This window comes from Roseburia rectibacter, assembly GCF_014287515.2.
GTDB classification, from domain to species: Bacteria; Bacillota; Clostridia; order Lachnospirales; family Lachnospiraceae; genus Roseburia; species Roseburia rectibacter.
This window is the reverse complement of the sequence record NZ_CP092473.1, coordinates 811996-826692: the sequence shown is the minus strand read 5'-3', so window position 1 is coordinate 826692 and position 14697 is coordinate 811996. Positions and strand designations below refer to the sequence as shown.

Below are 14697 nucleotides of genomic sequence, written 5' to 3'. Positions count from 1 at the left end.
TTATTTTACATTAATTCGTGGAAAGTTCTTGCAATAACCTCATCCTGCTGCTCTTTGGTCAGTTTGATAAAGTTAACTGCATAACCTGATACACGGATCGTAAGCTGTGGATATTCCTCCGGATGCTTCTGTGCATCAAGTAATGTTTCCTTATTTAATACATTTACATTTAAATGGTGGCCGCCTTTTTCTGCATAACCGTCAAGCAGTGCAACAAGGTTTGTCTGTGCACTTTCTTCTGTCTTTCCAAGTGCATCCGGCACAATGGTAAAGGTATTGGAAATACCATCCTGCGCATCCATAAACGGCATTTTTGCAACAGAGGCCAGAGAAGCAACTGCACCATTTTTATCACGTCCATGCATTGGGTTTGCGCCCGGAGCAAATGCAACACCTTTCTTTCTTCCATCCGGAGTTGCACCTGTATTTTTACCATAAGATACATTTGATGTAATGGTAAGAATGGAAGTCGTTGCAATACCTCCGCGATAGGTGTGATTTCCTTTTACATATTTAATGAATGTATGCAGAACTTCTTTTGCGATCTCATCTACGCGGTCATCATCATTACCGTATTTCGGGAAGTCTCCCTCAACCTCAAAGTCTACGGTAATTCCGTTCTCATCACGGATCGGTTTTACTTTCGCATATTTAATGGCAGATAAAGAATCTGCTACTACGGAAAATCCTGCAATACCGGTTGCGAACCAGCGTCTTACCTGTTTGTCATGCAGTGCCATCTGCAGTTTCTCGTAGCAGTATTTGTCGTGCATATAATGAATGATGTTTAATGCATTGACATAGACGCCTGCAAGCCATTTCATCATGTCTTTGTATTTCTCCCATACCTCGTCATAATCAAGGTATTCAGATGTGATCGGGCGGTATTTAGGTCCTACCTGTTTGCCGCTTATCTCATCCACACCACCGTTGATGGCATAGAGTAAACATTTTGCAAGGTTTGCACGTGCTCCGAAGAACTGCATCTCTTTTCCGATCCTCATGGAAGATACACAGCATGCAATGCCGTAGTCATCGCCATGAACCACACGCATGATATCATCATTTTCGTACTGGATCGCAGAATGTTTGATCGAGATCTCTGCACAGAACTTTTTAAAGTTCTCCGGAAGTTTTGCAGACCATAAAACTGTCATATTAGGCTCCGGTGCTGCTCCGATGTTGTTTAAAGTATTTAAATAACGGTAAGACATTTTTGTTACCATATGTCTTCCATCTACACCGATTCCGGCAATAGACTCTGTTACCCATGTCGGATCTCCGGCAAAAATAGTGTTGTACTCCGGCGTACGGGCAAATTTTACACAGCGCAGTTTCATTACGAACTGATCGATGATCTCCTGGATCTCTTTCTCAGTGAAAGTTCCTTCACGAAGATCACGCTCTGCATAGATATCTAAGAATGTAGAAGTACGTCCAAGGCTCATTGCCGCACCATTCTGCTCTTTGACTGCTGCAAGGTATGCAAAATAAACAGCCTGTGTTGCCTCAAGAACGTTTGTTGCCGGCTTTGAAATGTCACATCCGTAAATCTTTGCTAATTCTTTTAACATTTTAAGAGCTCTGATCTGCTCGGATAATTCCTCGCGCTCACGGATAACGTCAGAATACATAATCGTACGTGTGGATTCTAACTGTTCTTCCTTGTCTGCGATCAGACGATCCACACCATAAAGAGCCGGTCTTCTGTAATCGCCAATGATACGTCCGCGTCCGTATGCATCCGGAAGACCGGTAATGATATGTGCAGAACGGCAGGCTCTCATCTCCGGTGTATAAGCGTCAAACACACCCGCATTGTGTGTCTTTCTGTGTGTTGTGAAATATTCTACCACTTCCGGGTCTACTTTATACCCATTATCTTCACATGCCTTAATTGCCATACGGATACCGCCATAAGGCTGTAAGGAACGTTTGAATGGTTTATCTGTCTGGAAACCTACGATCTTCTCCTTATCTTTGTCTAAGTACGCAGGTCCATGGGAAGTGATCGTGGAAATGATCTTTGTATCCATATCGAGCACGCCGCCGGCCTCTCTCTCCTGCTTTGAAAGCTCTAATACGTCCTGCCAGAGTGCTGTGGTATCCTCTGTCGGTCCCTCCAAGAAAGAGCTGTCACCATCGTATGGCTTATAATTTCTCTGAATGAAGTCTCTGACATTTACTTCATTCTCCCATGCTCCACCATTAAAATCTCTCCATTCGTTTTGCATTATTTTTCCTCCTGTTTGCTGAAAACTATGGTTTACCTGTATAAAACGGATCTGATCCCCCAATATTTTGGTATTGCTGGAAAATATTGGTAGTTATTTCTAACTTTTGTTAGTTAGTTCTAACGCAGTGAATATATCATGTTTCATCACTGCTTGTCAATATCCGCTTCGTTTCCGGAACTGTTCTTTTTTTCATACAAAAGGATTCCTGTAAGAAGAATATCTTTAAGAATAAAAGAAACCGACAGTCCGGGTTATCTCGCCCAGACGGTCGGCATTGTAAACGTTATACTTCATGTGGTTCTTCCACTTTTTCCGTCAGTCATATAACAATTAGATGTTATAATTTTTTTTTTAAATTTTCAATAGGTAAAATGTACCAAAAATTTTTTAGATCATTGTATAAATTGCTATACTGTCTTTTTCTTCATTTTTGACCTGATAGAGTGCTTCATCCGCTCTGTGATACAATTCACGGAAACTCCTTCCATCCTCAGGACCAAATGCAATGCCAATGCTTGCTGTCGGTTCCTCCGCCATTCCGATCATTTCTTTTTGGAGGCGCAGACGGCGTAAGACTTCATCTGCCTGACTTTGTATCTGCGCACGGTCTTTTACATCCGGAATAAATACTGCAAATTCATCCCCGCCCATGCGTCCGATGCGGGCATTATTACCATAGACTTCCCTTAAAATATTTGATATCCCCATAATGATACTGTCACCAGCCCAATGTCCATACATATCATTGATCTGCTTAAAATTATCCAGATCCAGGGCGATGTATGCATAATTCTGTCCTTCTTCTACTGCCTCTAATTCTTCTTTGATACGTTCTTCCATTGTACCGCGGTTTAAAAGTCTCGTCATGGAATCTCTCGCCGCACAGTCTTTTAAATATTCTCTTTCCCGCGCGTAGCGTCTGTTTTTTTCTACCTTCTCTGTTACATCAGTGATCGTAATATAACTGACAGGCTTTAACTCCATAGATACCATAACACGAAAAGACAGCCACTTTTTATTTCCGTCCTTCGTCTCTGTCAGAGCAGTCAGCTCAAATGGCTCGCCTGTCAGGATTTCTTCATGATGATCCCGCATGACCTCTCTTAGATCAATATCCAAAAACCGGCTCCATCCGCCCTGCACTTTTTTTATATATTCCTCTCTTGTGTAACCGAGCATGTGATATGCCATCTGATTCACATAATATACCTTGCGTTCTCTTCCCTCACCGCTTACGACAAGACCAAACGGAACATTTTTCATGACTTTGTGAAAAACCTTTTCCTCCAATACTGAGCTTTCCATTCTCCCTCTCCTGTTAAAAATTTAACCAACTGATCCCCAGGACAGTATACTACATTACTTTAAAATAAAAAAGTGTTTTTATGAATATTTTTCTTTCTTCTAGACTTCCATACTTTTTTCCTATATAATTTATCTAATTATTTTTTTACTTAATGGAGAAAATTAGTATGAAAATAACATTTTTCACGCAGGAATGGAGAATTTTATGAAAATTGGCATTATTTCCGATACACACGGTATATTTCGCGAAGAATGGCACCGTCATTTAGATGGCTGTGATTACCTGATCCATGCAGGCGATTTCTGTACACAGAAAAATTATGACAGTTTCCGGAATTTTGGTATTCCGCTTTATATGGTCCGCGGCAACAATGACCGCGGCGACTGGGCAAAAAATCTTCCTGAATTTTTACAGTTCCGCATTGGCGGCAAAACTTTTTTCCTGGTTCATAATCAGTTTGTCCTTCCATTTGACCTGACGGATGCTGATTTTCTTATCTTCGGACATACCCATCACTATACGTTTTATGAGCGTTTCAATAAAGTATATATCAATCCGGGCAGTGCCAGTGACGGACGCGGAGATTCAAAGAGTCTTGTGATCCTGACTCTGTCCGGCAGCAATTACAGTTTAGAACGTGTCATTCTGTGATTTTCACAGATTTTGAAAGGAGAGGATTTCCTTGTTACACATCACCTCGTTAAATGATGGGCTTGAACTTTTTAAGGCACTTGGTTCCGATGTAAGAATTGAAATTTTAAATATTTTGCTTGAAAACGACAATATGAGCATGAATGAGCTCGCCTCACGTCTGAATATTACAAATGGTGCTTTAACCAGCCATATTAAAAAACTTGAAAGCAGCGGACTGATCACAATTTCAAGTGAATCTGCCGGTCACGGCAACCAGAAGATCTGTTCCATTCATTTAGATAAGATCCTGATCGATTTAGAAAAGCCTGTGGATATTGAGAATGTTTATCATACAGAATTAAAAGTCGGTCATTATACGAATTATCAGATCTGTCCGACCTGTGGGCTCGCCTCCGCAGACGCCCTGATCGGTGAAGTAGATGATCCCCGGTATTTTGACCATCCGGACCGCTATAACGCTGATATTTTATGGTTTACCAGAGGATATGTTGAGTATGCCATTCCAAATTTCATCCCGGCTTCCAAAAAGATCACACAGATCACGATTTCTGCAGAACTGAGTTCCGAAGCACCCGGCATCAATAATGACTGGCCTTCCGATATCAGTTTTTATTTAAACGACATTCATATCGGCGACTGGACTTCGCCCGGCGATTTCGGTGATGTAAAAGGACTGCTGACACCGGACTGGTGGTATCCGAACTGGAACCAGTACGGTCTGTTAAAACAGCTTGTCATAAATAAAAATGGAACATATATCGATGGACTGAAAATATCTGATGTCAAAATCGATGATTTTCACCTCAACTGCCGCAGTAATATCCGCTTCCGCCTCGCTGTGGAAGACAGTGCAAAACATGTCGGCGGACTTACAATCTTTGGAAAATCCTTTGGAAATTACAGTCAGGATATCAAGGTAAGCCTTGGCTATACCCCGGTGGAAGAAATACAATAATATCATTATCATAAATTAATAAAAAATGGTAACAGTCCGTCTGAACTGTTACCATTTTTTATGTGGGCATTTTGAAACGGCTGCCGCAGCGCGCAGCTCCACATAGCAGCCGCACGCACCGCAGGTTCCCGCATTTAAAAGATCACAGGTTTTACAGACATTAAGACGTCTCTCATACTCGCTCTCTGATACCTGATCTTCTTTTTTGATCGCCTCTTTATATTTCTCTATCATTTTTGCATCTGCCTCCGCCATCTCGCGCAGCAGACACTTTTTACAGATCTGTGCCATATGTCCATCTCCGTCTGTAACTTTCGTTACTGTTCACACTTCCAGTGTAACCAGCAACTAATTTCCCGCCATTGCTGACAATTTTTTATTTTGCAAGACGCAGCTCGATCACACTGTTTGCCGGCATTGTGACATTCACGCCGTTTTCCGTCTCCTCATAGGCAGTAAAATCTTTCTCTGTCACGGTATCCGGTGCCTCAAATGTGTTATGTGCATGCATATCGGAATCGGTCACGATCCTTGCCTCGGTCACATGATAGCCACGGTTCGCAAACTGTATCTCAACATTTTCCGGTGCTTCCACAGACAGATTGTTCATAGTAACGGTGATCACGCCATTCTCATCCATAGATACTGACTCTGTGATCTTTGGCACTCTCCATTCATCCGGTCCGATCTCTCCTGCACCGGTTAAGCTGCTCTCTAACAGGTCTGCCCCCTGATGATGACGATACATATGCATAACATGATAAGTCGGTGTTTTGATCATCTGATCGCCCTCTGTTAAAATCACAGACTGTAAAACATTGACCATCTGTGCTAATGCCGCCATTTTTACACGGTCGCTGTGCTTATTAAAGATATTTAAGGTAATGCCTGCAACGAGTGCATCACGCACCGTATTCTGCTGATATAAAAATCCCGGATTTGTTCCCGGTTCACAGGTATACCAGGTTCCCCACTCATCCACGATCATGCCGACTTTTTTATCCGGATCATACTCATCCATGATCGCACCATGGCGCTCGATCAATGTCTCCATGTACAGTGCCTTTGACAGAGTCTTGTACCATACATCTGCATCAAAATCTGTGGAACTTCCCTTGATCTCCCATCCTTCCGGATGTACATAGTAATGGAGGGAGAGTCCATCCATAAATCCATGCCACTGCTCTGCATGGTCAAATGCTGTTTTTAACACGCCTTTTGTCCAATAATAATCTGCCACATTTGCACCACAGCAGATTTTTTTGATCGGGCGGTCCGGATGATAATTGCGCACATAAGTCTGGTATCTGCGGTATTCGTTCGCATAATATTCCGGCGTCATGTTACCGCCGCATCCCCAGTTCTCATTGCCGACACCAAAGTAATCCACTTTCCACGGAGCCTCATGTCCGTTTTCTTTTCTTAAATCTGCCATCGGAGAAACGCCTTCAAAAGTCATGTATTCCACCCACTCAGACATTTCACGGACAGTTCCGCTTCCGAGGTTTCCATTGACATACGTCTTACATCCGATCTGTCTGCACAACTCCATGTATTCATGGGTTCCGAAACTGTTATCTTCCACGACACCACCCCAGTGCGTATTGATCATTTTTTTACGTTTCTCTTTCGGTCCGATTCCGTCCATCCAGTGATATTCATCTGCAAAGCAGCCACCCGGCCAGCGCAGCACCGGAACTTTTAATTTTTTTAATGCCTCCACAACATCGGTTCGCATTCCATTTACATTCGGAATCTTAGAATTTTCCCCGACATAAATTCCCTCGTAAATACATCTCCCCAGATGTTCTGAAAAATGTCCATAGATCTCCGGTTCGATCCGGCTCTTTTTGTTTTCCTCATTAATAATCAGTTTTGCCATTTTCCCTCTCCTTTTATCTTTTAATTTTCATAGGAAAATACCGGTCTTCCGGCATCATCCCACTTTACTTTCATAAGCATGGCATGACGGTTCGGATTGTACAGTGGATCACCAATGATTTCCGTCTCCGTCCGCGCATGGTAAACCATGATGTCATTTCCATTTTCATCCACAGTAAACGAGTTGTGTCCCGGCCCGTAAATGCCCAGTTTCTCACAGGTCTTAAGCACCGGATAACGCTCTTTTTTCCATAACCGCGGATCCAGCAGATCGGCATCCTCATCGATAGACAACATTCCGACACAGTAATCCACACCCGTCTCGCTTGCCGAGTAAGTTAAAAACAGTTTCCCATTATGATGTATCACTGCAGGTCCCTCATTGACCCAGAATCCTTTTCGCTCCCAGTCATAATCCGGCGTGGTTAAAAGCACCTGTACCGTTTTTAACTGATTACCGGATTCCATCTTTGCGATATACAGATTGGAAACCATCCTGCCAACCCCGACTTTTTCTGCCCATACATAGTAATATTCACCTTTATTTTCAAACACCGTTGCATCCAGCGAAAATGCCTCAAAGGAAAACTCATCTTCCTCAGCGCGTTTCATCTTGCCAAGTTCTACCCATTCATCCGTCAGCGGATTCTCTCCCTGACACTCTAAAACATACGGACGGATCTTCCAGATATCTTCCTTCTCGCCCCCTGCAAAATAAATATACCACTTTCCAAACAGGTAATGTATCTCTGGTGCCCAGATATGATAACTCATCGGACCGGACTCATGTTTCTTCCAGATCATGACTTCTTCTGCTTCCGGCAATTCCTCCAGTGACCCTGCACGTCTTAACACGATCCCATCATATGCCGGAACGGATGCCGTAAAATAATAGGAACCGTCCACATGACGATAAACATATGGATCGGCACGCTGTAAGATCCAGGGTTCGTTGTACTTTAATTTCTTTTCAGTTGTCATGCTTTATCCTCCCCTCTGATGACATTCGCACTGTATTTTTTCTTAGCTATAGTATACTACTTCTTTCTCTTATTGTATATAATATTCTAAAATATTATATATTTTTCTAAATAAATGGCAAATAAAAAACGGTGGAGCCAGTCTGCACTCCACCGTCATTTTATTTCTATTAATATTTTTGTTTTTCAAAGTATTTCTTTGTCTCTGCAACTACCACACCGCTCAATGCAACCAGTGCGATCAGGTTTGGCAGAGCCATGAGTCCATTGAAGATATCTGCGATCGTCCATACAGCAGATACTGTCATGAACGGTCCGATAAACACTGCAAGGATATACAGCCAGCGATATCCTTTTAAGACAGCCTTTTTGTCTCCGACTAAATATTCCAGGCACTTTTCACTGTAATAGTTCCAGCCAAGGATCGTTGTAAATGCGAAGAATACCAGACAGACCATCAGCATAAATGATGCCACCTGCTCCGGAAATGGCAGTCCCATCTGGAATGCCTTTGTGGTTACAGATACACCTTCTAATCCCATATCCCAGGCTCCTGTGATCACGATAGAAAGTCCTGTCATCGTACAGATGATCACGGTGTCAATGATTGTTCCAAGCATGGAAACAAGTCCCTGTGCCACCGGCTCGTTTGTCTGTGCCGCTGCTGCTGCGATCGGCGCACTTCCAAGTCCTGCCTCATTTGAAAAGATTCCGCGGGCAATTCCCATCTGCATGGCGATCAGTATGGAGCCAAGTGTTCCGCCTGCAGCCGCACGCAGTCCAAATGCACTCTGCACGATCTCAACAAGTGCCCCCGGAATCGCACTAAGGTGTGTAAAAAGAACGATCAGTACCACAACCACATAAAGCAGTGCCATAAAAGGTACCACAACCTGTGCCACCGTAGAGATACGCTTAATACCTCCAATGATGACCAGTGCCACACACAGGGTAAGGATAATTCCTGCGATCACAACTGTCCAGGAATATGTTCTTCCAAACAATTCCACTGTACACGTATTCTGTGGATCAAAGAAATTATTCACAGCACTCGTGATTCCGTTAATCTGTGTGAAAGTTCCGATTCCAAGTAACCCCACACCAACACCAAAAAATGCAAAAATCTTTGCAAGCCATTTCCATTTCTCGCCCATTCCGTTTTCGATGTAATAAAACGGTCCTCCGACGATATGACCATCTTTTGCTACAACACGGTACTTAATGGCAAGTAAACACTCGGAATATTTTGTTGCTGTTCCAAGCAGTGCCGCGATCCACATCCAGAACAATGCTCCGGGACCTCCGGCAACAAGCGCTGTTGCTACTCCGACAATATTACCTGTTCCGATCGTTGCAGAGAGTGCTGTACAAAGTGCACCAAAACTGGAAACTTCCCCATGTTCCCCGTTTTTTTCATTTGCCAACATATGTTTTATGGCAAGTGACAGTTTTGTGATCTGAAGTCCGCGCAGACGGATCGTAAGAAAGATACCAACCGCAAGGATCAGTACGATCAGTGGAACACCCCAGACGAAATCATCAATCGCTTTTAACATTTGTATTCGTTCCTTTCCTTGGCTTTACATATGTACCACTTTACCATGGGAAAAAACTCTTTGCAAGCACTTATTTTACTTAAAATATTTTACACCCCAGACACTCTCATTTGCCCCGACTGCAGAAAATGTCATTACATCCGTTCCCGCTTCATCTTTCATCTGACAAAATACACCGTTGTATTCTTTGTCTCCGTATGTAACTGTCATATAACAGGTTCCTTCCTCCATGCTCCAGGTTCCTTCCATATTTTCACCGTATACTTTTCCATTCTCCATAAGTACCAGTTTTACCGGCTCGGCGATCTCTGCATTGATCGCAGTTCCCTGGTCGATCACATAATACGTTCCCGCCACCTCTGAAATATCATAACCGTCTTCTGCGATCGTCTCGCCATCGGTTGCATAAGGCAGCATACATGGCCATCCATCCCGGTTCAGAAAATACTGATGCACACGCGGTTCATGATATTCCTGTCCATTGTCAAAACGGGTATGATATACAATATATTTTTTTCCATCTTCATCCACAAAAGCAGAGTTGTGACCGGTCGCCATATATGCCTTATCAAGCCCCGGCAGATAATAATTACCAGAAAGTTTCAGACCATAAGCTGCATTATCATCCCACATGCCAGGATATGCCCCATTCATATCGATATATTCTCCATCCACTGTTTTAGAACGGAACACGCGCATCTGATAACCACCCTCTCTGGTTAAAGAACCATAGGAAACAAACAGGTAATAATATCCGCTCTCATCATCATAGAGGATATAAGGTCCTTCGATCGATTTATGTCCACCGCCAAGAAGCCGTTTTCCAAAATAAGTATCCACATCATTTTCATCGTCTTCCTGCGGATGAATGACAAGTCCTGTTTTCTCATCGATCTCTAAAAGAAAAATTCCACCCGACCACGAACCATAGACCATCCACATTTTTCCGTCGGCATCATAAAAAACAGTCGGATCGATCGCATTTGGATATTTCTCATAATTATATTTATTTCCTGCCATAATATAGTTCTTTTTGGCATAATCGATATCCACATAGTCAAGTACATCGGTTGCTTCAATCGTATCCTTTGTAAAGCCGGAATAGACCAGTGCCCCCTTCCATGTATACGGTCCCTGCGGCTGATTTGAAACCGCATAGCACAGGTTTGATGCATTCCATGTCGAAGACGTGCAAAAATACATATAGTATAATCCCTGCTCCCTGTTATAAATTACATCCGGTGCCCATACATGATATTTCTTATCATCGGTTGGTATCACAGAATCTTTACTTCCTGTATAATCAAATACATGTTCTGTTCCAAGCAGATTGTCAAAAATCGGATTCGACTGCGTATATCCGTCTCCGATCGATGTCCAGTTCCGCAGATCTTTCGATGACGCAGCAGACATGTGCGATCCAAAAATGTAATAGGTACCATCTGCCTCTATCACAGACGGATCATGTACACTGACTCCTGCCTTAATATCAGCCGTCGTTATTCCATCATAACTGACTGTAAAATCTTTTGGAACCTTCTCTCCTCCTGTCAATGCTGCCCCCGCAAGCACTGCAGTAAATCCCAATACAATACACGTAGAAAAAATGATTTTGTTATGTTTTCTCATACTGTCCTCCTTCTATACTGATAATCTCTGCTATACCCCAATTTCTGATTATCATTTTATTTCGTATGATACTTCTACAATAACAAAATCATTCTTGTTTTACAATTATTTAGTTTATATTTTTCTAAAATATTTTATTTTTATATTTATTCCGGCTGCCACTCCTGCTCCCGGAACAGATTATCCACGATCACACGGTACTCTGCCACCCGCTGTGTCTTTTTGATCTGCTTTACATATTTTTCCGGTTCCGTGAAGTATTTCGCAAAATAAAACCATAGTTCTTTCATCCGGAACAGTGTATTGCGCTCCCCTGACATTACATCCAGATAACCTTTCAGTACATCATCATGAAACGCATGAAACTGATCTTTTGTAATCGGCGCATGTCCCATCAGCTCTCCAACCAGTCCCGGATTCTTTAAAATTCCACGCCCAAGCATCATATGCTCTGTGTGCTGCGCAGTACTTCCACTGCCATGTTCCCTGTCTTTTCCTTCCATCTTCTGTATCCAGGCTTTATAATCATCCACCGAGCAGATATCACCGTTGTAACACAAGGTGTGTCTGCTGTTTTCCACTGCATATAAAAATGCATCCATGTCCGGCGTATTATTATAAAAGTCTTTCTGTACCCTCGGATGAATAATAAGCTCCTCCATCGGATATTTTTCATAAATGGAAAGAATACGTTCCCACTCCCCGGCATCATTTATGCCAATGCGGGTTTTTACCGATATTCTAAGCGGACAGTCTGCAAAAATTTCTTCCAGAAAATGATCCAATTCTTCCGGCACTGCAAGAAAACCTGCTCCACGGTGCTTTGTGACAACCGTACCGGATGGACATCCGAGATTTAAATTAACACTCTCATATCCATAGTTCCCCAGTTCTTTTGCAATCGCAAGAAAATCTTCTGCACGGTTTGTCAGGATCTGCGGAACCACATGCATCCCTTTGTTATGCTCCGGCAGAATGTCCTTGATCTCTTTGTAGTTCATCTTTTTATTGTTGATAAACGGTGTAAAATAAGTATCAATATCTCCAAAGTGCTTCTGATATGCATTACGGAACACAAAACCTGTGAGTCCTTCCATCGGTGCTAAATAAAATTTCATTTCTGCCATCCTACAATGCTTCCCACTGTGCATACAGTTTTACCTTTGCGCCGTCCGTGAGTGAAAGATTCGATACAGATGCCTCATCTCCATAAAAAGTCTCACTGCCATCCGGTCTGGTACTCCATCCGATAAACTGATATCCATTTTTCTGGAATGTATTTGCAGGCAGTTTATAAGTCGTATTGTATTTGCAGGAACTGATCGATCTCATCGTTCCGGCGGTTGCACCATTTCCATCAAATACAATGTCATAAGTATTGATCTTCCATTTTGCATACAGCTTGTAATTTTTGCGGGTTCCTTTCGTAATCTTTGTGATCCTGTTTTTATAAGCAGAATCCGTATACCATCCTTGAAACGTATACCCCTCTTTTGTGGCTGCTGCCAGTTTAAAAGTAGGTGTATCATAATAATAGCTGGTCGGATTGCCGGAAGGAACAGTACCACCACCTGATACATATTTTATGGAGTATGCTTTCTTACTCCACTGTGCATACAAAGTGATCGTTTTGCCGTTTTTAGCTGTGATATTGCGGATATCCTCTCCGTCCTCATAAAAATCACCTTTACCGTTTTTCTTTGTATTCCAGCCTTCAAACACATAGCCTGTACGCTTATATTTATTTTTTGCCAGTGTGTATGTACTGCCATATTTACAGACAGTCACATTTTTCATGGATCCACCGGTTGCACCATTGCCATTGTATTTGATCTTATATTTGTTAATCTGCCATTTTGCATAGAATGTAAGATTTCCAATGGTACCTTTTTTCACCTGTGTCACACGTCTGGTGCATTTTTTGTCTTTATACCAGCCTTTGAATGTATAACCGTATCTGACCGGTGTTTTTAATTTGAATGTCTTAGTATCTACATTGTATTTCTTTACTGTTCCGTCAGCAAGTTCTCCACCGTTTGCCTTGTAAATGATCTTGTAAGTATTTCTTGACCACTGTGCATACAGATCAACGACTGCACCATTCTTTGAGGAAAGATTCTCTATTTCTTCCCTGTTACCGTATTTTCTGCCACTTCCATCTGCTTTTGTGCTCCAGCGGACAAATTTATATCCCTTACGCTTGAATTTATTGCTGTTAAGCGTATAGTCCATATCATACTCAAGATTTTTCATTTCTTTTACACTGCCACTGGTTGCCTTGTTTCCATGAAAACGGATCGTATATTTATTTGCTTTCCATTTTGCATACAATGTAAGATTGCCTTTTGAACCTTTCGGGATCGTTGTGATCTGGTTCTTAAAGCTGCTCTCCTTATACCATCCCTCAAAAGTATAACCTTTTTTGGTCGGTTTCTTCAATGTAATCGTCTCAGTTGTAACCTTATACGACGATGGATTTGCACTGTTGTTTTCTCCATCATACAGTACATATTTAATTGTATATTTTTTATTTACCGGATTGTCCGGGTTATCGGGATCATCCGGGTCATCCGGACTGTCGCTGCTATATTTCGCCCAATAGACATCTCTCGCACGTTTTGCACGTCCTTCAAAATATACACTGGCACAGCGCTCAAAATAACGTGCCCAGTTATATCCTGCCGTATAGGCTCCGTCTGCAGTGTTTTCCACATTTTTAATTTTGGAAAATGCACTGCTTTCCGAATGCTCCAGCTCATATTTTAAGAACTTAAGCTGACCCTCGATAGAAGTATAATCATAGCCATTACTGCTGCAGTAATTCTTAAGATTATCAAATCTTGATGCATTCCACTGGCAGATACCATAACTGATCTTGCCATTGGTATCGATGACACTTGCGGTCGGATTAAAAGATGATTCACTCTCAATATTCGAAAGCACGCCACAGGCTGCTGCCGTATTTAATTTCAGCTTCTTTTTTGCAAAATTATATACTTTTTTCTCGTTGGATTTTTTCTCACTCTGCGAAATACCAGCACCTTTGTATAAGCCTGTACCAGAAATGATCACATTGATATACGGTATTTTCCTTTTCAGTCCTGCTCCAAGGGAATATTGCTCTGTATCCCATCCCGGATCAAATTCATAGACAAAATAATTTGTATTATCATAATCTCCGACACAGTGCCAGGTTACCGGAATGCTTGTGGCATCCTTTCCGCCATCCAGATACACATCAATGCTCTGTGGCATTTTAGCCAGCAGACGTTCCAGGCTGATCTTGCCCGTCATACGGATTTCTTTCGGATTGTCCGCCAGGTCTGCAAAACCTGTGATTTTTCTTTTCTCTGCCATGCTTTCCTGTGTCTTTGTTTCTGCTGCATACACAGACATATCTGTTGCAGCCGTACCGACAGCAAGCAGGAGCGCCATCGCCCCTGCTGCCAGTCTTGTCATGATTTTCTTTGCATAACTTTTCATAGCTGTCCTCATTCCT

General features: G+C 42.3%; 11 protein-coding genes and 1 riboswitch. Of the genes, 2 read left to right on the top strand and 9 right to left on the bottom strand.

Features of this window, described 5'->3' with window-relative positions:
* Positions 1–5: 5 nt before the first annotated feature.
* Both pflB and H8S51_RS03895 read right to left on the bottom strand, forming a co-directional pair.
* Positions 6–2234 carry a formate C-acetyltransferase gene (gene pflB / locus H8S51_RS03900; protein ID WP_186899357.1) on the bottom strand — a complete coding sequence of 743 codons (2229 nt, stop codon included), beginning with the start codon at positions 2232–2234 and terminating at the stop codon, positions 6–8.
* 254 nt (positions 2235–2488) lie between these two features.
* Positions 2489–2570, bottom strand: a riboswitch (ZMP/ZTP riboswitch).
* A gap of 54 nt (positions 2571–2624) precedes the next feature.
* The gene (locus tag H8S51_RS03895) at positions 2625–3542 is read right to left on the bottom strand and encodes a sensor domain-containing diguanylate cyclase (RefSeq protein WP_118210416.1); all 918 of its coding nucleotides are present in this window, start codon (positions 3540–3542) and stop codon (positions 2625–2627) included.
* 205 nt (positions 3543–3747) lie between these two features.
* Between H8S51_RS03895 and H8S51_RS03890 the strand changes: the two genes are divergently transcribed.
* Positions 3748–4194, top strand: a complete 447-nt coding sequence (locus H8S51_RS03890; RefSeq protein WP_241070886.1) for a YfcE family phosphodiesterase — start codon at positions 3748–3750, stop codon at positions 4192–4194.
* Between the two features lie 31 nt (positions 4195–4225).
* A complete protein-coding gene (locus H8S51_RS03885; protein ID WP_117920063.1) occupies positions 4226–5152 on the top strand; it encodes an ArsR/SmtB family transcription factor in 927 nt (308 codons plus the stop codon).
* Positions 5153–5200: 48 nt separating this feature from the next.
* Here the strand turns inward: H8S51_RS03885 and H8S51_RS03880 are convergent, their stop codons facing one another.
* From H8S51_RS03880 to H8S51_RS03850, 7 genes are all read right to left on the bottom strand, one after another.
* Complete coding sequence (locus H8S51_RS03880) at positions 5201–5443, bottom strand: DUF6171 family protein (RefSeq protein ID WP_117920062.1); 243 nt, start codon at positions 5441–5443, stop codon at positions 5201–5203.
* Between the two features lie 85 nt (positions 5444–5528).
* Positions 5529–7034: an alpha-N-arabinofuranosidase gene (locus tag H8S51_RS03875; protein WP_186899356.1), complete on the bottom strand. Its 1506-nt coding sequence runs from the start codon at positions 7032–7034 to the stop codon at positions 5529–5531.
* Positions 7035–7054: 20 nt separating this feature from the next.
* On the bottom strand, positions 7055–8014 hold the full coding sequence (locus H8S51_RS03870; protein ID WP_186899355.1) for a family 43 glycosylhydrolase: 960 nt from the start codon (positions 8012–8014) through the stop codon (positions 7055–7057).
* 169 nt (positions 8015–8183) lie between these two features.
* Positions 8184–9569, bottom strand: coding sequence for an alanine/glycine:cation symporter family protein (locus tag H8S51_RS03865; RefSeq protein WP_186899354.1), 1386 nt, complete (start codon positions 9567–9569; stop codon positions 8184–8186).
* 75 nt (positions 9570–9644) lie between these two features.
* Positions 9645–11198 (bottom strand): glycoside hydrolase family 43 protein, encoded by a 1554-nt coding sequence (locus H8S51_RS03860; RefSeq protein WP_186899353.1) that lies wholly within the window; start codon positions 11196–11198, stop codon positions 9645–9647.
* A 146-nt stretch (positions 11199–11344) separates the two neighbouring features.
* Complete coding sequence (locus H8S51_RS03855) at positions 11345–12325, bottom strand: tRNA dihydrouridine synthase (protein WP_117920052.1); 981 nt, start codon at positions 12323–12325, stop codon at positions 11345–11347.
* A 1-nt stretch (position 12326) separates the two neighbouring features.
* Positions 12327–14681, bottom strand: coding sequence for a phage tail tip lysozyme (locus tag H8S51_RS03850; protein WP_241070885.1), 2355 nt, complete (start codon positions 14679–14681; stop codon positions 12327–12329).
* Between the last annotated feature and the right edge of the window lie 16 nt (positions 14682–14697).

What these genes read in the sequence shown, in the direction of transcription:
- H8S51_RS03870 (WP_186899355.1), bottom strand. Translation starts at nt 8,014, where the DNA reads ATGACAACTGAAAAGAAATTAAAGTACAACGAACCCTGGATCTTACAG.
- H8S51_RS03895 (WP_118210416.1), bottom strand. Translation starts at nt 3,542, where the DNA reads ATGGAAAGCTCAGTATTGGAGGAAAAGGTTTTTCACAAAGTCATGAAA.
- H8S51_RS03865 (WP_186899354.1), bottom strand. Translation starts at nt 9,569, where the DNA reads ATGTTAAAAGCGATTGATGATTTCGTCTGGGGTGTTCCACTGATCGTA.
- H8S51_RS03890 (WP_241070886.1), top strand. Translation starts at nt 3,748, where the DNA reads ATGAAAATTGGCATTATTTCCGATACACACGGTATATTTCGCGAAGAA.
- H8S51_RS03850 (WP_241070885.1), bottom strand. Translation starts at nt 14,681, where the DNA reads ATGAAAAGTTATGCAAAGAAAATCATGACAAGACTGGCAGCAGGGGCG.
- H8S51_RS03855 (WP_117920052.1), bottom strand. Translation starts at nt 12,325, where the DNA reads ATGGCAGAAATGAAATTTTATTTAGCACCGATGGAAGGACTCACAGGT.
- H8S51_RS03880 (WP_117920062.1), bottom strand. Translation starts at nt 5,443, where the DNA reads ATGGCACAGATCTGTAAAAAGTGTCTGCTGCGCGAGATGGCGGAGGCA.
- pflB (WP_186899357.1), bottom strand. Translation starts at nt 2,234, where the DNA reads ATGCAAAACGAATGGAGAGATTTTAATGGTGGAGCATGGGAGAATGAA.
- H8S51_RS03875 (WP_186899356.1), bottom strand. Translation starts at nt 7,034, where the DNA reads ATGGCAAAACTGATTATTAATGAGGAAAACAAAAAGAGCCGGATCGAA.
- H8S51_RS03860 (WP_186899353.1), bottom strand. Translation starts at nt 11,198, where the DNA reads ATGAGAAAACATAACAAAATCATTTTTTCTACGTGTATTGTATTGGGA.